At 61.9% G+C, this 18,511-nt stretch carries 17 protein-coding genes; 11 read left to right on the top strand and 6 right to left on the bottom strand.

The window, feature by feature from the left end:
- Positions 1 to 73: 73 nt before the first annotated feature.
- From ppc to AC0IYN_RS04140, 7 genes are all read left to right on the top strand, one after another.
- Positions 74 to 2,719 carry a phosphoenolpyruvate carboxylase gene (gene ppc / locus AC0IYN_RS04170; RefSeq protein ID WP_406598375.1) on the top strand — a complete coding sequence of 882 codons (2,646 nt, stop codon included), beginning with the start codon at positions 74 to 76 and terminating at the stop codon, positions 2,717 to 2,719.
- Between the two features lie 279 nt (positions 2,720 to 2,998).
- Positions 2,999 to 3,646 carry an adenylate kinase gene (adk, locus tag AC0IYN_RS04165; RefSeq protein WP_010212617.1) on the top strand — a complete coding sequence of 216 codons (648 nt, stop codon included), beginning with the start codon at positions 2,999 to 3,001 and terminating at the stop codon, positions 3,644 to 3,646.
- 90 nt (positions 3,647 to 3,736) lie between these two features.
- The gene (tsaB, locus tag AC0IYN_RS04160; protein ID WP_406598374.1) at positions 3,737 to 4,423 is read left to right on the top strand and encodes a tRNA (adenosine(37)-N6)-threonylcarbamoyltransferase complex dimerization subunit type 1 TsaB; all 687 of its coding nucleotides are present in this window, start codon (positions 3,737 to 3,739) and stop codon (positions 4,421 to 4,423) included.
- 160 nt (positions 4,424 to 4,583) lie between these two features.
- Entirely contained in the window at positions 4,584 to 4,874 is a 291-nt protein-coding gene (locus tag AC0IYN_RS04155) for a hypothetical protein (protein ID WP_457248226.1), read from the top strand.
- Positions 4,874 to 5,734 (top strand): DUF72 domain-containing protein, encoded by an 861-nt coding sequence (locus AC0IYN_RS04150; RefSeq protein WP_471840619.1) that lies wholly within the window; start codon positions 4,874 to 4,876, stop codon positions 5,732 to 5,734. The genes AC0IYN_RS04155 and AC0IYN_RS04150 overlap by 1 nt, the downstream gene beginning before the upstream one ends.
- A gap of 27 nt (positions 5,735 to 5,761) precedes the next feature.
- Positions 5,762 to 6,589, top strand: a complete 828-nt coding sequence (locus AC0IYN_RS04145) for an isocitrate lyase/PEP mutase family protein (protein ID WP_457240139.1) — start codon at positions 5,762 to 5,764, stop codon at positions 6,587 to 6,589.
- Between the two features lie 3 nt (positions 6,590 to 6,592).
- On the top strand, positions 6,593 to 7,291 hold the full coding sequence (locus AC0IYN_RS04140; RefSeq protein WP_471840616.1) for an extensin-like domain-containing protein: 699 nt from the start codon (positions 6,593 to 6,595) through the stop codon (positions 7,289 to 7,291).
- A gap of 3 nt (positions 7,292 to 7,294) precedes the next feature.
- On the opposite strand, the gene AC0IYN_RS04135 is transcribed toward AC0IYN_RS04140, so the two are convergent.
- On the bottom strand, positions 7,295 to 7,915 hold the full coding sequence (locus AC0IYN_RS04135) for an energy transducer TonB (RefSeq protein ID WP_457267508.1): 621 nt from the start codon (positions 7,913 to 7,915) through the stop codon (positions 7,295 to 7,297).
- 96 nt (positions 7,916 to 8,011) lie between these two features.
- On the opposite strand from AC0IYN_RS04135, the gene AC0IYN_RS04130 reads away from it, so the two are divergent.
- Positions 8,012 to 8,794, top strand: coding sequence for a class I SAM-dependent methyltransferase (locus AC0IYN_RS04130; protein ID WP_406598369.1), 783 nt, complete (start codon positions 8,012 to 8,014; stop codon positions 8,792 to 8,794).
- 99 nt (positions 8,795 to 8,893) lie between these two features.
- Here the strand turns inward: AC0IYN_RS04130 and AC0IYN_RS04125 are convergent, their stop codons facing one another.
- On the bottom strand, positions 8,894 to 9,529 hold the full coding sequence (locus AC0IYN_RS04125) for a TetR/AcrR family transcriptional regulator (protein WP_457248224.1): 636 nt from the start codon (positions 9,527 to 9,529) through the stop codon (positions 8,894 to 8,896).
- 93 nt (positions 9,530 to 9,622) lie between these two features.
- On the opposite strand from AC0IYN_RS04125, the gene AC0IYN_RS04120 reads away from it, so the two are divergent.
- Together AC0IYN_RS04120 and AC0IYN_RS04115 are read left to right on the top strand one after the other, a co-directional pair.
- Positions 9,623 to 10,723 (top strand): efflux RND transporter periplasmic adaptor subunit, encoded by a 1,101-nt coding sequence (locus tag AC0IYN_RS04120; RefSeq protein WP_406598367.1) that lies wholly within the window; start codon positions 9,623 to 9,625, stop codon positions 10,721 to 10,723.
- Between the two features lie 6 nt (positions 10,724 to 10,729).
- Complete coding sequence (locus AC0IYN_RS04115; RefSeq protein WP_406598366.1) at positions 10,730 to 13,795, top strand: efflux RND transporter permease subunit; 3,066 nt, start codon at positions 10,730 to 10,732, stop codon at positions 13,793 to 13,795.
- Positions 13,796 to 13,864: 69 nt separating this feature from the next.
- Here AC0IYN_RS04115 and AC0IYN_RS04110 read toward each other — a convergent pair whose 3' ends face one another.
- From AC0IYN_RS04110 to plsB, 3 genes are read right to left on the bottom strand one after another with little or no spacing between them, the layout of a single operon-like run.
- Entirely contained in the window at positions 13,865 to 14,554 is a 690-nt protein-coding gene (locus AC0IYN_RS04110) for a DUF4197 domain-containing protein (protein ID WP_071496953.1), read from the bottom strand.
- Positions 14,555 to 14,593: 39 nt separating this feature from the next.
- Positions 14,594 to 14,995, bottom strand: a complete 402-nt coding sequence (locus tag AC0IYN_RS04105) for a YbaY family lipoprotein (RefSeq protein ID WP_471840612.1) — start codon at positions 14,993 to 14,995, stop codon at positions 14,594 to 14,596.
- Between the two features lie 51 nt (positions 14,996 to 15,046).
- Positions 15,047 to 17,551, bottom strand: coding sequence for a glycerol-3-phosphate 1-O-acyltransferase PlsB (gene plsB, locus AC0IYN_RS04100; RefSeq protein ID WP_457240137.1), 2,505 nt, complete (start codon positions 17,549 to 17,551; stop codon positions 15,047 to 15,049).
- Positions 17,552 to 17,733: 182 nt separating this feature from the next.
- Between plsB and AC0IYN_RS04095 the strand changes: the two genes are divergently transcribed.
- Complete coding sequence (locus tag AC0IYN_RS04095; protein ID WP_003219353.1) at positions 17,734 to 17,943, top strand: cold-shock protein; 210 nt, start codon at positions 17,734 to 17,736, stop codon at positions 17,941 to 17,943.
- 145 nt (positions 17,944 to 18,088) lie between these two features.
- Here AC0IYN_RS04095 and AC0IYN_RS04090 read toward each other — a convergent pair whose 3' ends face one another.
- Positions 18,089 to 18,466, bottom strand: coding sequence for a hypothetical protein (locus AC0IYN_RS04090; protein ID WP_012722582.1), 378 nt, complete (start codon positions 18,464 to 18,466; stop codon positions 18,089 to 18,091).
- Positions 18,467 to 18,511: the final 45 nt, after the last annotated feature.

Raw genomic sequence — 18,511 nt, 5'->3', positions numbered from 1 at the left:
TCTTGTCATAAAACGATGCTGGCGGCACTCTGGCAGACCTGCGCGTCCCGGATTTCTGGCTGGAGATTGGCTGATGAGTGATATCGATGCACGCTTGCGTGAGGATGTTCACCTGCTGGGTGAGCTGTTGGGCAACACCATTCGAGACCAGTACGGCGATGATTTTCTCGACAAGATCGAGCAGATCCGCAAAGGCGCCAAGGCTGACCGCCGCGGAGCCATTTCCGACAAGGCGGCGGGGGATGAGCTGAGCTCCCGTCTGAATCAGCTGCAGGAAAACGAACTGCTGCCCGTCGCCCGGGCCTTCAACCAGTTCCTCAACCTGGCCAACATCGCCGAGCAGTACCAACTGATTCACCGGCGCGATGAGTCGCAACCGGCGCCCTTTGAATCCCGCGTATTGCCTGAGCTGCTGGCGCGCCTGCAAGCCGAAGGCCACAGCAACGAATCCCTGGCCCGCCAGTTGGGGCGCCTGGAGATCGAACTGGTCCTCACCGCCCACCCTACTGAAGTGGCGCGCCGCACCCTGATCCAGAAATACGATGCCATCGCCGCACAACTTGCGGCCCAGGATCACCGCGACCTCACCAACGCAGAGCGCGAGCAGATCCGCCAGCGCCTGCAACGCTTGATCGCCGAAGCCTGGCACACCGAAGAAATCCGCCGCACTCGACCTACGCCGGTGGACGAAGCCAAATGGGGCTTCGCGGTGATCGAGCATTCGCTGTGGCACGCGATCCCCAACTACCTGCGCAAGGCTGACCAGGCGCTGCACGCCGCCACCGGCCTGCGCTTGCCCCTGGAGGCCGCACCGATCCGCTTTGCGTCGTGGATGGGCGGTGACCGTGACGGCAACCCGAATGTCACCGCGCCGGTCACCCGGGAAGTGTTGTTGCTGGCGCGCTGGATGGCGGCCGACCTGTACCTGCGCGACATCGACCACCTGGCTTCCGAGCTGTCGATGCAGCAAGCCAGCCCGGCATTGCAGGCCAAGGTCGGCGACAGCGTCGAACCCTATCGCGCCGTGCTCAAGCAATTGCGCGAACGCCTGCGGGCCACGCGCCAATGGGCCCACACGGCGCTGAGCAGCAGCACGCCCGCGCCTGGCGAAGTGCTGCAGAACAACCGCGACCTGCTGGAGCCGCTGGAGCTGTGCTACCAGTCGTTGCACGAGTGCGGCATGGGCGTGATCGCCGATGGCCCTCTGCTCGACTGCCTGCGGCGTGCAGTGACGTTCGGTCTGTTCCTGGTGCGCCTGGATGTGCGCCAGGACTCCAGCCGTCATTCGGCCGCCATGACTGAAATCACCGATTACCTCGGCCTCGGTCGTTACGAAGACTGGGACGAAGCGGCGCGTATCAGCTTCCTGATGAAGGAACTGGCCAATCGTCGACCGCTGCTGCCGAGCTACTTCAAACCCTCGGCCGACACCGCCGAAGTACTCAACACCTGTAAGGAAGTGGCCGCTGCCCCCGCTGCATCGTTGGGCTCGTACGTCATCTCCATGGCGGGTGCGGCGTCGGACGTGTTGGCGGTACAACTGCTGCTTAAAGAGTCGGGCGTGCAACGGCCAATGCGCGTGGTGCCGCTGTTCGAGACCCTGGCCGACCTGGACAACGCCGGCCCGGTGATCGAGCAATTGTTGCTGCTGCCGGGCTATCGCGCGCGTTTGCAGGGGCCGCAGGAAGTGATGATCGGCTATTCGGACTCGGCCAAGGATGCCGGCACGACCGCCGCCGCCTGGGCGCAATACCGGGCGCAGGAGCGCCTGGTGGACATTTGCCGCGAGCAACAAGTGGAACTGCTGTTGTTCCACGGTCGCGGAGGCACCGTGGGCCGTGGCGGCGGCCCGGCGCACGCGGCGATCCTGTCGCAGCCGCCGGGTTCGGTGGCGGGGCGCTTCCGCACCACCGAACAGGGCGAAATGATCCGCTTCAAGTTCGGTTTGCCGGATATCGCCGAGCAGAACCTCAACCTTTACCTGGCCGCTGTATTGGAGGCGACGCTCTTGCCTCCGCCGCCGCCCGAGCCGGCTTGGCGCCATTTGATGGACGAATTGGCAGCGGACGGTGTCAGCGCCTATCGCGCCGTGGTGCGGGAAAATCCGCAGTTCGTCGAGTATTTCCGTCAGTCCACCCCGGAACAGGAACTGGGCCGCTTGCCGTTGGGCAGTCGCCCCGCCAAGCGTCGGGCGGGCGGTATTGAGAGCCTGCGCGCGATCCCGTGGATTTTCGGCTGGACCCAGACCCGCTTGATGCTGCCCGCCTGGCTCGGCTGGGAAGCGGCACTGAGCAAGGCCTTGGAGCGCGGCGAAGGCGAGCTGCTGGGGCAAATGCGCGAGCAGTGGCCGTTCTTCCGTACCCGCATCGACATGCTGGAAATGGTGCTGGCCAAGGCGGATGCCGACATCGCGCGCCTGTATGACGAGCGCCTGGTGCAGCCCGACCTGCTGCCATTGGGCGTGCATCTGCGCGACCTATTGTCGCAGGCGTGCAGCGTGGTGCTTGGCCTGACCGGCCAGTCGCAACTGCTGGCCCATAGCCCTGATACCCTGGAGTTTATCCGCCTGCGCAACACCTACCTCGACCCCTTGCACCTGTTGCAGGCCGAGTTGCTGGCCCGCTCGCGCCAGCAGGAAGCGGCACAGGACAGCCCTCTGGAACAGGCGCTGCTGGTCTCCGTGGCCGGTATTGCCGCCGGTTTGCGTAACACCGGCTAGGGTTTTTTGCGTGTTCTCAACGGCTTGCAAGCCAACCACGACGACCGCCCTGAAAGGGGCGGTCAACGTTTACAGGGCCGGGTTGCACCCAGGCACACCCTACCTATGACGCATGCACGGCGCGGGTTCCTGCGACTTTTGGCGGCTTGTGTGCTTAAGGCCTGCTGTGTATCTTGATCAGCCTTTGGCCGTTTGGGCGGCCCGAATTCTATTTTTACGCGATTGGCCCCCCGCGGCGAATCCGAGCGTCATCTCTATAAAAAATTGAGGAGCACATCGATGCGCGTCATTCTGCTGGGAGCTCCCGGGGCCGGTAAAGGTACTCAGGCAAAGTTCATCACTGAAAAATTCGGCATTCCACAAATCTCCACCGGCGACATGCTGCGTGCGGCCGTCAAGGCTGGTACCGAGCTGGGCCTGATCGCCAAGAGCGTGATGGACAGCGGTGGCCTGGTTTCCGATGACTTGATCATCAACCTGGTCAAGGAACGCATCAGCCAGGAAGACTGCAAGAACGGTTTCCTGTTCGACGGCTTCCCACGCACAATTCCCCAGGCTGAAGCCCTGGTGAAGGCCGGCGTCGAGTTGGATGCCGTGGTTGAAATCGCGGTGGAAGATGAAGAGATCGTCCAGCGCATTGCCGGTCGTCGCGTTCACGAAGCCTCGGGCCGCGTGTACCACACTGTCTACAACCCGCCTAAAGTGGAAGGCAAGGACGATGTGACCGGCGAAGACCTGGTGCAGCGTAAAGACGACACCGAAGAAACCGTGCGTCATCGCCTGTCGGTCTACCATTCCCAGACCAAGCCGCTGGTGGACTTCTATCAGAAGCTGTCCGCTGCCCAGGGCAAGCCGAAGTACAGCCACATTCCTGGCGTCGGCTCGGTTGAAGCGATCACTGCCAAAGTGCTGCAAGCACTGAGCTGATCCCTCGACTGGCTTCATGGATAACGGCCCGCTTGCGGGCCGTTGTTGTTTATACTGGCGCACTTTTTTTCGACTTGGACACCCACACCGATGAGCACCCTGCTGGCCCTGGACACCGCGACTGAAGCTTGCTCCGTTGCCCTGCTGCACGATGGCAAGGTAACGAGCCACTACGAGGTGATTCCGCGCCTGCACGCGCAGAAGCTGTTGCCCATGATCAAGCAACTGCTCGAAGACGCAGGGACCACTTTGGCGGCAGTGGATGCCATCGCCTTCGGCCGTGGCCCGGGTGCATTTACCGGTGTGCGCATCGCCATCGGCGTGGTGCAGGGCCTGGCATTCGCGTTGGAGCGTCCGGTGTTGCCGGTGTCCAACCTTGCCGTGCTGGCCCAGCGCGCCTTGCGTGAACACGGTGCCCACCAGGTGGCGGCGGCCATCGATGCGCGAATGGATGAAGTCTATTGGGGCTGCTACCGCGAAACGGCGGGCGAGATGCGCCTGGTGGGTGTGGAAGCCGTGCAGCCACCGCAAGCGTCGGTACTGCCGGACGATGCCAGCGGTGACTGGTTCGGTGCTGGCACCGGTTGGGGTTATGGCGAGCGTATCGCTGTGCCCTTGGTGGGCCAGGACGCGACGATGTTGCCTCACGCTGAAGACTTGTTGACCCTCGCGCGCTTCGCCTTCGGACGCGGTGAGGCGATTCCCGCAGATCAGGCAGCGCCTGTGTACCTGCGCGATAAAGTGGCTCAGACCAAGGCCGAGCGCGGGATTATTTGACGTCAAAAATGATGGCAATTTGGGGCTAAGTTCACCAATCGTCAGAATTTGCCCCGGGTTTTAAACCTTTTTCAAATTATGTGTTCTAGTTATCACCAGAGCATTTGCGCACCATGGACGATGCTGCCAAAATGCCATTACTGATAGCGAGTTCGCGCCCATGCGTATTGATGGCTTTTCCTCACAGTCTTACCCAATCAAACGCAAGCCACGTAAGGCGAACGTCACGGTAGACGAGTCGGTCGAGGATTCACCGGATTTCATCGACGTCCAGGCCGATGCGCAGGCCAACGCTCAAGCTCGTATAAGCGGTCTTCCCGCCCGTCAGCAAGACATGGTCTTCCCGCGCTCCATGAGCAAAAGCGTCGCCACCGCCCTGGCCAGCTACCTGACCACCGCCGGTTTTGTCGAATGGGATATGGAAGTGCTGGGTCTCGACATCCACATCTGATGCGTCTGCCTTACTACCTCGGTTGCCCGTCCTGGAGTGAAAATGCCTGGCGCGAGTACCTGTACCCCGCCGATGCCCGTTCCAGCGACTACCTCGCGCTCTACTCCCAGGTCTTCAACGCCGTTGAAGGCAACACCACGTTCTATGCCCGACCCTCGGCCGCCACGGTGCAACGCTGGGCTGAAATCATGCCCGACGATTTCCGTTTCACGGCCAAGTTTCCCGGTGATATCAGCCACGGTGGCAACCTGATTGAGCAACTGCCGGCTGCGCAAAGCTTTGTGGGCTTGATGAGTCCCCTGGGCGCGCGCGTATCCCCGCTATGGTTGCAACTGCCCGCGACGTTCACACCGCAGCGTCAGGGGGAGTTGGCAGGCTTCATTGATGGCGTGGAGCGGCCCATGGCGGTGGAAGTGCGTCATTCGGAATTCTTCGCCAAAGGCGACGCCGAGCGCATGCTTAACCGCTTGTTACGGGACCGGGGCGTGGAGCGCATCTGCCTGGACCCGCGCGCGTTGTTCAGTTGCACGTCCACGTCAGCCGCCGTGCTGCACGCCCAATCGAAAAAGCCCAAGGTGCCAACCCGGCCGGCGGCCCTGACGCAGTTTCCCCAAGTGCGTTTTATCGGTCATCCCGAACTGGAAGCCAACGACCGATTCCTGGTGCCGTGGGTGGAAAAAGTCGCCGGGTGGATCGAAGAAGGCCGCACCCCCTACGTGTTCCTGCACACCTCGGATAACCGCCTCGCGGCACAATTGGCGCTGCGGTTTCACGACCAGTTGATGGCGCGTCTACCGGGCCTGCCGCCGCTGCCGACCTTGGATCGAGCCCCCGAAGCGGAGCAACTGGGGTTACTCTAGAGCTCCTTTTCCCGCCAGGAGCCCGACATGGATGCCCAAACCCTTCGCGCCGAAACCTTCAAGGCCTTGCATGAGCGTGACCGCGCGTTCGTGATGCCCAACCCGTGGGATGCAGGCTCTGCCGTGATGCTGGCCAGCCTGGGGTTTGAAGCCCTCGCCACCACCAGTGCGGGCTACGCGTTCAGCCTGGCGCGGCCAGATGCAGAAGGGGCGCTGTCGCTGGAAGACACGTTGATCAATGCCAGTTTGATCGCCAAGGCCACAACGTTGCCGGTGGCGGCGGACCTGGAAAACGGCTTCAGCGACACTCCCGAAGGCTGCGCCCAGACCATCCTGCGTGCCGCCGCCACCGGCATTGTCGGTGGCTCCATTGAAGACGCCACGGGCATTGCCGCTGACCCGATCTATCCTTTCGACCTGTCCGTCGAGCGTGTAGAAGCCGCGGTGGCTGCCGCGCGCAGCCTGCCATTCCCATTCACCCTGACGGCCCGTGCGGAAAACCTCCTGCATGGTCGCCTGGATTTGCCCGACACCATCCGCCGCCTGCAAGCCTATGCCGAAGCCGGTGCCGACGTGCTGTATGCGCCGGCCCTGCGCAGTGCCGAGGAAGTGCTGGCGGTGGTCAAGGCGGTAGCGCCCAAGCCGGTGAACGTATTGATGTCCGGCGGCTTGAACCTGAGCGTCGCGCAACTCAGCGCGATGGGTGTGCGGCGCATCAGCGTTGGCTCGGCCCTGGCGCTGGCCGCCTATGGTGAGTTCTATCGCGCAGCCCAGGAAGTGTATGAACTGGGCACGTTCACCTTCACCGAGCGCAAAATGCCGTTCAGCCAGGCCAACCAGTTCTTCAAGGACTAAGCGGTGCGCTTTTTCAAAGTGATGGGCGTGTTGCTGATCCTGGCGGCTGCCGTTGCCGTGGGTGTCTGGCGTGGATGGGTGCCACTGCCGGCCGATTGGAACCCATGGGCACCGCTGGACGTGCGCGCCAACCCCAACTTCTTGACCCGCTACAAGCTGGGGCGCCTGCAGGATGACCCGACGCTGTGCGACCAGGTGCTGGAAACCTCGGGCCTGCGCGTCAGCCATCAGGCGGACTCGCCGGCGGAGGCCGCGTGCCCCTTGCGCAATACCTTGCGCGTGCAGGGCGCTGCGGTGGGGCTGAGCAGCAGCTTCCTTGCCAGTTGCCCGCTGGCGGTGGCGTTCGCCCTGTTTGAGCGCCATAGCCTGCAGCCAGCGGCCCAAGCGGTGTTCGGCCAGGCGGTGACGCGGGTCGATCATCTGGGCAGCTTTGCCTGCCGCAATATCTACAACCGCGCCGAAGGGCGACTCAGCCAGCATGCGTCGGCCAATGCATTGGACATCGCCGGTTTTCGCCTGGCGGACGGGCGCAGTATCAGCGTGCTCAAGGATTGGTCGGGGGAGGGCGATAAGGCGCGGTTCCTGCGTCAGGTCCGCGACAGTGCCTGCGATGATTTCAACGTGGTGCTGAGCCCGGACTACAACGCCGCGCACCGCAACCATTTCCATCTGGATATGGGGCGTTGGTGGGTGTGTCGCTGAGTATCAGGCGGCCAGGCGCAGGTTCTGGGTGACCAGCGGGCGCGCCCAGTAGTAATCGAAGTCCAAGGCTTTTTGTTGCGCCACCAGTTCTTCGGTGGGGTACGGCGTGGCAGCCGGTGGCAGCAGGTCCAGTTCGAATTCGGCGATGGGCAGGTGCAGTGGGCGTGGCTCCGGCGCGGGGCCTGGCTCTGGCAACGGTTGGCCGGCGGTCAGCACAATCGGTCGCACCCAGCCGCTTTCGAAATTCTGCTGGCGCTGCTGGGCGACGATTTCTTCTTCGGGGAACGGCGGGGCGGCCGGTGGCAGCAAGTCGGTCTCGAGCTCGGCGATCGGCAGGAACAGCGGTTCAGGTGGGGCGATTTCGGTGTCTTTCACATCGCACTCACGCTGGGTGAGAATCTGCGACAACAGGTCGGCGCCGGCGCTCGGTTCTACCGCTGGGTCCACGGGTGCCGGCGCCTGCACGGTGAGCGCGTCCGGTGTATCGCCAAGTTGTTCGGCCAGCGCCCGGGCGAAGAAGTCCTGCCACACATGACTCACCCCGGCCAGCGCTTGAGTATTGCGCAGGCCGTAGTGGTTGTGGGTCGGCAGTACACCGATGGTTAGGGGAAGAATGTCTGACATTTTTCTCGGTCGACGCTCAGCTCTGGCAAAATACCTGACTGTTGTTTTTATCGGCCGGTATTTGCCGATCCTTAATATTTTTGAGCGTAGCGATTGATGAGCGAACAACCAGCGGCCAGCCGCATACAGGTCGAGGCCTTGGGCGACGGTTTCAAGGCCCGCGCCGAGCAGTGGGCGTCTCTGTTGGGGCTGCCGTTGCAGGTGGCGGATGCGGACTTTTCCCTGCAAGTGGGGGAGCACGGCCTACAGCTGCAACAGCTCGGGCCTGATGCGCCTGGGCCGGTGCGGGTGGACTTTGTGGAAGGTGGCGCGGCACATCGGCGTTTGTATGGTGGCGGCAGCGGGCAGATGATCGCCAAGGCCGTCGGCATCGCCCAAGGCGTGCGCCCACGGGTGCTGGACGCCACGGCCGGTCTGGGCAAGGACGCCTTCGTGCTGGCGAGCCTGGGCTGCGAGATGAGCCTGATCGAGCGTCAGCCGCTGATCGGCGCATTGCTTGAAGATGGGCTGGCGCGTGGCGCGGATGATTTCGAGGTGGCGCCGATCGTGGCGCGCATGAGACTGCTCAAGGGCAATTCCATTGACGTGATGCGCAATTGGGAAGGCGAGCCGCCGCAGGTGATCTACCTCGACCCGATGTTTCCGCACCGTGAGAAAACTGCGCTGGTGAAGAAGGAAATGCGCCTGTTTCGGCCGCTGGTGGGGGATGATCCAGATGCACCGGCGCTGTTGGCCGCCGCCCTGGCCCTGGCCAGCCACCGTGTGGTAGTCAAGCGCCCGCGCAAGGCGCCGTGCATCGAAGGGCCCAAGCCGAGCCATGCGCTGGATGGCAAGTCCAGCCGGTATGACATCTATCCCAAGAAAGCACTCAAGGGCTGAGGGCTTTATCGCCGTTCAAGCCGGCTCCTACAATGGAACACTTGCCCCCTGTAGGAGCCGGCTTGCCGGCGATAGCGCTGGTTCACACAACGACCGTCTTTAAACCCTATACGCCCGCATAAATAACCCCACCACCTCCTGCACATGTTCTTCGGCGGCTTCTTCACTCAGTTGCCCGCCGCAGCCATACAGCAGGCAAAAGTTCGCCGTGCCCTTGAGCAGGCAGAAGAAATGCTCGGCCGCCGTAAAGGGCTTGTCGATGCTCAGTGCGCCGCTCTGGTCGATCTTGCTGAGCAGGCGTTCCATGCCCTGCAACATGCGCATCGGGCCTGCCTCGAAGAAGATCTGCGAGAGTTTCACGTCCTGATTGCCGGTGGTCATCATCAGGCGATGCAGGTTGACCGACTCCTCACTGTTGATCAGGCGATGAAACCCCCGCGCGATGTTCAACAACACGGTTTCCACGGGCATGCCCGCGGGCAGCTCGAAGTACATCACCGGCAGTTGTTCTTCGCACTTGGCCACCACGGCGGCGGTGAACAAGGTCTCTTTATCGTTGAAGTGGCTGTACACGGTCAGTTTCGACACGCCGGCTTCCAGTGCCACCGCATCCATGCTGGTACTGGCGTAGCCATTGCTCAAAAACAGATTTTTCGCTGCTTCGAGGATTGCCTGGCGTTTTGCCATGTCCTTGGGGCGCCCGGGGCTATTGGTGGTTACAGGATTGTCGGACATTTTCACCTTTAATACTGGACTGGCGAGTTTGGTATTAATACCATACCCGCCAGTATAATTATTCCTAGCTCTACTTGCGAAAGGTCCTACAGCATGCGCAGTACTTTCCTGCCCTTTGCTTTGCCTGTCAGTTTGGTCTTGCTGTTGGCCGCTTGCGGCCATGAAGAAGCGGCCCAGATTACCATCCGCCCGGCCATGGTGGTGCAGCCACAGCCTTCTGCGCAGTCGATGGACAGCTACCCCGGCGAAGTGCGCGCCCGCTTTGAGCCGGACCTGGCCTTTCGCATTGGCGGCAAAGTCAGCAAGCGGCTGGTGGAAGAGGGCGAACGCGTCAAGGCCAATCAGGCGCTGGCAGAACTCGATCCTCAGGACGTGCGCCTGCAACTGGAAGCGACCCGAGCCCAAGTCGCCGCCGCCGAGGCCAACCTGAGCCTGGTGCGGGCCGAACGCGACCGTTACAAGACCCTGATGGACCGTCAGATGGTCAGCCGCTCTCAGTACGACAATTCCGAAAACCTCTATAGATCCGGTGAAGCACGCCTCAAGCAGATCAAGGCCGAGTTCGACGTGGCCAGCAACCAGGCCGGCTATGCCGTATTGCGTGCGCCCCAGGACGGGGTGGTTGCCAAGCGTGCGGTGGAAGTCGGCCAAGTGGTGTCTGCCGGCCAGACCGTATTTACCCTGGCCACCGATGGCGAGCGTGAAGTGCTGATCAGCTTGCCGGAGCAAGGTTTTGGCCGCTTCAAGATCGGCCAGCCAGTGTCGGTCGAGCTGTGGAGCCAGCCCGATCAACGCTTCAGCGGGCGCATTCGCGAGCTGTCGCCGGCAGCCGATCCGAAGTCGCGCACCTTCGCCGCACGTGTGGCATTCATCGGTGGCAAGGTCCCGGCCGAATTGGGCCAAAGCGCGCGCGTGTTCATACAGGCCGACGGTGTTGTTCCGCTGTCGGTGCCGCTGTCGGCCCTCAGTGCGGAGAACGGTGCGTCCTACGTCTGGCGCGTGCAGCCGGACAATTCCATCACCCGTGTGCCGGTGCGCATTGGCGCCTTTGGTGAAAAATCCGTCCCGGTCCTGGAAGGCCTGGCCCCGAGCGATTGGGTGATCGCTGCGGGTGTGCATGTGCTCCACGAAGGCCAGCAGGTGCGGCCGGTGGATCGCTCCAACCGTGTGGTGAATCTGGCGGCCAAGGAGTAGTCCCCGATGGGTTTCAATCTTTCCGAATGGGCGTTGCGCAATCGCCAGATCGTACTGTTCCTGATGATCCTGCTGGCGGTTGTCGGCACATTGTCCTACTCCAAGCTGGGGCAGAGCGAAGACCCGCCGTTCACCTTCAAGGCCATGGTGATCAAGACCAACTGGCCCGGCGCCACGGCCCAGGAAGTCTCGCGGCAAGTCACCGAGCGCATCGAGAAAAAACTCATGGAGACCGGTGAGTACGAACGCATAGTCTCCTTCTCGCGCCCCGGTGAGTCCCAGGTCACCTTCATGGCCCGTGATGCCATGCACTCGGCGCAGATTCCCGAGCTCTGGTACCAAGTGCGCAAGAAGATCAGCGACATTCGCCAGACCTTGCCGCCGGATATCCAGGGACCGTTTTTCAACGATGAATTCGGCACCACCTTCGGCAACATCTACGCACTGACCGGCGACGGTTTCGACTACGCGGTGCTCAAGGACTACGCCGATCGCATCCAGATTCAACTGCAGCGCGTCGCGGATGTGGGCAAGGTCGAGTTGCTTGGCCTGCAGGATGAAAAGATCTGGATCGAGCTGTCCAACCTCAAGCTGGCCACCCTCGGCCTGCCATTGGCGGCGGTGCAGCAAGCCTTGCAGGAACAGAACGCGGTCTCCACCGCAGGCTTCTTTGAAACCCCGAGCGAGCGCGTGCAACTGCGGGTGTCGGGCAACTTCAAGACGGTGGAAGAGATCCGTAACTTCCCTATCCGTGTGGGTGATCGCACCTTCCGCATCGGTGATGTGGCTGATATCCACCGTGGCTTCAACGACCCACCGGCACCGCGCATGCGCTACATGGGCGAAGACGCGATCGGCCTGGCCGTCGCCATGCGTGACGGTGGCGACATCCTGGTCTTGGGCAAAGCCCTGGAAGGCGAATTCGCACGCCTGCAGAAGAACCTGCCGGCCGGCATGGAGCTGCGCAAGGTGTCGGACCAACCGGCGGCGGTGAAGACCAGCGTCGGCGAATTCGTGCAGGTACTGGCCGAAGCGCTGGCCATCGTGTTGCTGGTGAGTTTCTTCTCTCTGGGCGTGCGCACCGGCATGGTGGTGGCCCTGGCGATTCCGTTGGTACTGGCAATGACGTTTGCCACCATGTACTACCTCGGCATCGGCTTGCACAAGATTTCCCTGGGCGCGCTGGTGCTGGCGCTCGGTTTGCTGGTGGATGACGCGATCATCGCCGTGGAGATGATGGCGATCAAAATGGAGCAGGGCTACGACCGGCTCAAAGCCGCCAGCTTTGCCTGGACCAGCACTGCGTTCCCGATGCTCACCGGCACATTGATCACCGCCGCGGGTTTCCTGCCTATCGCTACGGCGCAGTCGAGCACCGGCGAATACACGCGCTCGATCTTCCAGGTGGTGACCATCGCGTTGCTGGCCTCGTGGGTCGCCGCCGTGGTGTTTGTGCCCTACCTGGGGGAAAAACTCCTGCCAGACCTGGCGAAGATTCATGCAGCCAAGCACGGCACCGATGGCCCGGATCCCTACGGCACACCCTTCTATCAGCGCGTCAGACGTTTGGTGGAGTGGTGCGTGCGGCGGCGCAAGACGGTAATCGTCCTCACCCTGCTGCTGTTTATCGGCTCGGTGGCGCTGTTCCGTTTCGTGCCACAACAGTTCTTCCCGGCGTCCGGTCGCCTGGAACTGATGGTTGACCTCAAACTTGCCGAAGGCGCCTCCCTGAGCAATACCGCCGACCAGGTCAAACGCCTGGAAACCCTGCTCAAGAACCACGCCGGCATCGATAACTACGTGGCCTACGTGGGGACTGGTTCGCCGCGTTTCTACCTGCCGCTGGATCAGCAACTGCCAGCCGCCAGCTTCGCCCAGTTTGTGGTGCTGGCTAAAACCATCGAGGAGCGCGAAAGCCTGCGCACCTGGCTGATCGAAACCCTCAACGAGCAATTTCCCGATCTGCGTTCACGGGTGACCCGCCTGGAAAACGGCCCACCCGTGGGCTACCCGGTGCAGTTCCGGGTGACCGGTGAACACATCGAAGAAGTCCGCGCCCTCGCGCGCAAAGTGGCGGCCAAGGTTCGCGAGAATACCCATGTGGTCAACGTGCACCTGGACTGGGAGGAGCCGAGCAAGATCGTCTACCTCAACATTGACCAGGACCGTGCCCGAGCCCTCGGCGTGAGCACGGCCAATCTGTCGAAATTCCTGCAGAGTTCATTGACCGGTTCCAGCGTCAGCCAGTACCGGGAGGACAACGAGTTGATCGAAATCCTCCTGCGCGGCACCGTGCATGAGCGCACCGAACTGTCTCTGCTGCCAAGCCTGGCGGTGCCGACCGACAATGGCAAGAGCGTGGCGCTGTCGCAGATCGCCACCCTCGAATATGGCTTCGAAGAAGGCATCATCTGGCACCGCAATCGTCTGCCGACGGTGACGGTGCGTGCGGATATCTATGGCAAGGAGCAACCGGCGACGCTGGTCCAGCAGATCCTGCCGAGCCTTGAAGGTGTGCGTGCCGAGCTGCCGGATGGCTACCTGCTGGACGTCGGCGGTACGGTCGAGGACTCTGCCCGTGGCCAGAACTCGGTAAAAGCCGGTGTGCCGCTGTTCATCGTGGTGGTGCTGACCTTGCTGATGCTGCAGCTGCGCAGCTTCTCGCGCACCGCCATGGTGTTTCTGACCGCCCCGCTGGGGCTGATTGGTGTAACACTGTTCCTGCTGGTCTTCCGTCAGCCTTTCGGCTTCGTGGCCATGCTCGGAACCATCGCCCTGTCCGGGATGATCATGCGTAACTCGGTGATCCTGGTGGACCAGATCGAACAAGACATCAAGGCGGGCCTGGCACCGTGGCAGGCGATTATCGAAGCCACCGTGCGACGCTTCCGCCCGATTGTGCTGACGGCTCTGGCGGCGGTGTTGGCAATGATCCCGCTGTCTCGCAGTGTGTTCTTCGGGCCGATGGCCGTGGCGATCATGGGCGGGTTGATTGTGGCAACCGCGCTGACGCTGTTGTTCCTGCCGGCGTTGTACGCGGCATGGTTCAGAGTCAGGAAAGAAGTGGTGTAAGCCTGACAGCATTGCGCCAAGGCCCCGTACAGGCGGCCTTGGCGCAGTGGTTCAACGGTGATGCGAGGGTTACAGCGCTCCGAATACCTTCTTCGCCAGGCTGGTGGCAGCTGCCGCCGGGTTCTCGCGGATGGTTTCTTCCTGCTTGGCAATCATCTTGAACAAGCCGTCCAGCGCCTGTTCAGTCACGTAGTTCTCGACGTTGGCGCTCTTGGCGTCCACCGCGCCGAAGGCTGCGGCCTTGCCGGCCAAAGCGTTGTACTGCTGGGCCACGCCGACCTTGTCGGTAGCGGCCTTGACGATTGGCAGGAACTTGGCGCGAATCTGTTCGCGACTGCTTTTGTTCAAGTATTGGGTGGCGGAATCCTGGCCGCCGCTGAGGATGCCCTTGGCGTCCGTGACGCTCATGTTCTTCACGGCGTTGACCAGGATCGGCTGGGCCTGGGTCACGGCGGTTTCGGCAGCCTTGTTCATGCTGGTTTCCAGCTGGGTGACCTGGTCGCCCATGCCGAACATTTTCAGTTTGTCGGCGACTTTGCCCAACTTGCCTGGCAGGCCGATCTTCACTTCCGGGTTGTTGCTGAAACCACCGGGTACGCCCAGTTGCTTCACGGCGATCTGCGCGCCTTGGGTCAGGGCGTCCTTGAGGCCGCCGCTGGCGTCACCCTGGGACAGGCTGCTCAAGTCCAGGGCCATGGCGTTGGCACCGAGCAACAGGCCGGCACACAGGGCAGTCAAACGAAGGGAGTTACGGAGCATGGGCGCTTCCTTTTGGTAGGGCTTATGTTCTGGTGGCTATCAGTGGGCCACTGCATCAACGCGCAGGCGCAGCGGTTGCGGGTCCTGGCCATTGAGCTGCACGGAGTGCCGTTCGGTGGTGATAAACAGTAGCTTGCCATCCAGTTCGATGCGAGCGCTCACCGAGTAACTGTGGCCGGGTTTGACGTGCGCCGGGTCGTAGCTCAGGTGAAAGGGCAGCGGCACCTGGCCCTTGATCGGGCCTTTCTGCTCGGCGAGGGTCACAGCCGGTGCATCCGCCAGGGAAACGTCTTGCAGGCTGACACTCAGGGTCGCGGCCGGCGGCAGGGCGATGCGTTGCAGGTAGAACACTTCGCCATCGAGGCTGGCCTTGGGTGTGGGGCTCATGGACTGGCAGGCTCCGAGCAGGGCGGTGAGGCCCAGGAGGATGATCTTTTTCATGGTACAGCTCCTTTTCAGCGGCGCCGGCATCCAACCGGCGCCTTCTTAAATCTAGCGGCTTTCTTCAGGTTCGACAGGTGCTTCGGCCGCGCCATCGACACGGTGCAGGGCGACCTGGCGGATCGACAGGCGAATCTCCGCCGGCAGCACGCGCTTGGCCGCGCCCTCGGCCAGTTCGCCGAGCAGGTCGTGGTAGCTCAACTTGCCAGCCTCGTCGCGGCGCAGTACATCTTGCTCCAGCAAGGTCTGGATGAAATGTCGGAAAAGGCTCTTGTCAAAGAACTCCGGGGCGTTGAGCCCATGCAGGATCGACAGGCGCTGGGCCATGATCGTGCACAGGTCTTCCAGTTCTTCGGCACTGATGCTGTTCTGGCCACTGTTGAGCAGCAGTGAGATGGCCATATAGAAGCGTTGCAGGGTCTGGGCAATGCTCTTGGACAGCAAGGTCAACAGCACAAAGTGCCGCGAACTCGGCGCCGGACGCAGGTAGACATTGTTTTCGAAACGCAGCAGGCCCTGTTCGACAAAGGCCTCCAGCCATTGGTCGATTACCGTGTCGAGTTCTTCCAGCGACCAACGAATGAACAGCTCCGATTGCAGGTACGGGTACAGCGCGTGGCTGTAGCGCAGGATCTGCTCACGGCTCATCCGGGAGCTGCTCTGGAAGAAGCTCGCCAGCAGCGCCGGCAGGGCAAAGATATGCAGCACGTTGTTGCGGTAGTACGTCATCAGGACGGCGTTCTGCTCGTCCAGGTACAGAATCTTACCCAGGGCATCGCTCTGCTCCGACAGCAAGTCCATGTCCTTCACATGCTTGATCAGCGCCAGGCCATCGCCTTCGGGCAAGGTGGTGTGCGGTGAGTAGGGCACCCGGCGCAGCAACGCCAGGTACAGGTCCAACTGGCGCGCCATGGCTTGTTCGTCCAGGGCCAGGCGGGTGGTGGACAGCAATGCCAGGGCCACGAGGTTTACCGGGTTGACCGCCGCGGCTTCGTTCAAGTGGCGCGCCACCTGTTCGCCGAGGCGGTTGGTGGTCTCGTTGAGCCAGGCCGGCTTGTAGTTGGGGCCCAGTTCCTGGGAGCGCCAATCCGGCTGTTCACTGTCGAGGAATTCGGCCAGCTTGATCGGCTCGCCAAAGTTGACCGCGACCTGGCCAAAGCGCTGCTTGAGCGCGCCAACCACTTTGAAAATATCGAAGATCGATTCTTTTTTCTTGCTTGCGCCACGCAGCTCGCCAAGGTAGGTGCGGCCTTCGAGCACGCGCTCATAACCGATGTACACCGGCACAAACACGATGGGCATGCGCGAGGAGCGCAGGAAGCTGCGCAGGGTAATCGCCAACATGCCGGTCTTTGGCTGCAGCATGCGCCCGGTGCGCGAGCGTCCGCCTTCGACGAAGTACTCCACCGGGAAGCCCTTGGTGAACAAGGTGTGCAGGTATTCGTTGAACACCGAGGTGTACAGCGGATTGCCCTTGAAGGTGCGGCGCATGAAAAACGCACCGCCACGGCGCAGCAGGCTGCCGATCACTGGCATGTTCAGGTTGATCCCGGCGGCGATGTGCGGCGGGGTCAGGCCGTTCTTGAACAGCAGGTAGGACAGCAGCAGGTAGTCGATATGGCTGCGGTGGCACGGCACATAGATTACCTCGTAACCCTGGGCAACCTTTTGCACACCTTCGATGTTATTGACCTTGATGCCGTCGTAGATCTTGTTCCAGAACCAGCTCAGCACCACTTCCAGGAAGCGGATCGCAGTGTAGGTGTAGTCCGAGGCGATCTCGTTGCCGTAGCGCAGGGCCTGGGCCTTGGCTTTTTCCGGGCTGATTTTTTCGCGCTCGGCTTCGTCGATGATGGCCTGGCGCACCAATGGCATGTTGACCAGGCCCTTCACCAGGTTACGGCGGTGGGACAGGTCGGGGCCGATCACCGCCGTCTTCAGGTTACGAAAGTGCACACGCAGGATGCGCTGGGCCATGCGCACAGTGCGTTCGTGCCCTTTATTGTGCTCGATCAATTCACGCAGGTTGATAGGCGCAGAGAATTGCACACGGGTCTTGCGACCCAATATCAGGATGCTCAACAAGCGGCGCAGACGCCCGGTGACGGCCCAGCTGTCGGCAAACAACAGCTTCCACGGGCTGGACTCGCTTTCGGGCGACTGGCCCCAGAACACGCTGACCGGAATGATTTGTGCATTCTCTTCGGCGTGTTCGCTGAGGGTGTCGACCAGGCGGGTCAGTGTGGGCGGCGCGCCGCGCTTGTCCTGGCGGCCGAGCCAGTCCGGTTCCGGCGTGAGGTAGAAGAACGCCGCCGGTTCCATCAACGGGCCGACCGAGACCGGCAGCACCGGGCGCGGCAGGCCAGCCTTGGTGCACTCGGCATCGACCACGGCCAATTCGGTGAGGGAGGGCGATTGCAGGACGTAGAACACCGGCCGGCTGCGGTCCAGGTTGAGGGTTAGGGACGACTGGTTGATCGTCTCCGAGCGAACCCAGAGGTACAACAGTCGGCGCAAGGTGCCAAACACTAGACGGCGGAACGGGGAGCGGGTCATAGGCGTGCTGCTTCAAGTGGAAAAAACCGAGCAGGCGCTCGGGCGGGTAGTGTGCCGTATTCGCCGAAAATCGGCAAAAAAGCAGCGATGTAAACTTGAGTTGATCGTTTTTGAGCCTGTCTTATACTCGGCAGTTCAATGCGACCGACTCAACAATAAAAATGCATGTGGGAGTAAGACAGATGGCAACGCGTGAAACCGGCAATGTGAAGTGGTTCAACGATGCAAAGGGTTATGGCTTTATCCAGCGCGAAGACGGCAAGGATGTGTTTGTACACTACCGCGCCATTCGCGGTGAGGGCCACCGCTCCCTGGCCGAGGGCCAGCAGGTGGAATACGCCGTGGTGACGGGCGAGAAGGGGTTGCAGGCGGAGGATGTGGTGGGGCTTTAACGCCGGATCTATCTTGATTTGGAAACCCAATCAACTGTGGGAGCTGGCTTGCCTGCGATAGCATCACTGTGGTCTTACTGATAGACCGAGGTGTCTGCATCGCAGGCAAGCCAGCTCCCACATTTATTGTGTTTGCAGCTTTTAATCAGGCGGTTTTCCAAGTGATCTGCTCTTCACCGTCTTCACTGATGCGAATCCAGGTATCAGCGCTTTCTTCACCTTCTTCCTCAACCCAAGTCCCCGGCGCGCAACGCACTTCGACGTTCAGCGCGGCAAACGCGGCGCGGGCGCAGGCGATGTCGTCGTCCCACGGCGTCTGGTCGCTTTCCAGGTACAGGCTGTTCCATTTGCCCACGGCTTTGGGTAGCCAGGTCACGGGCACGTTGCCGGCCTTGCATTTGTAGGTCTGGCCTTTCTGGACCCAGTCGGTGCAAGGACCCAGAGCGGCACCCAGCCAGGCGGCGATGGCCTTGTAGTCGACGTCGGCGTCCTTCAGGTAAATCTCGATATCAGGTTGGCGCATGGATGTTCCTCGTTGCGGGATTCGAAAATCCATTCGCGGATGCTT

It is taken from the genome of Pseudomonas sp. AC112, assembly GCF_979253545.1.
Note: the sequence above shows the minus strand (reverse complement) of the source record. Positions and strands in the feature narration are given on the sequence as shown.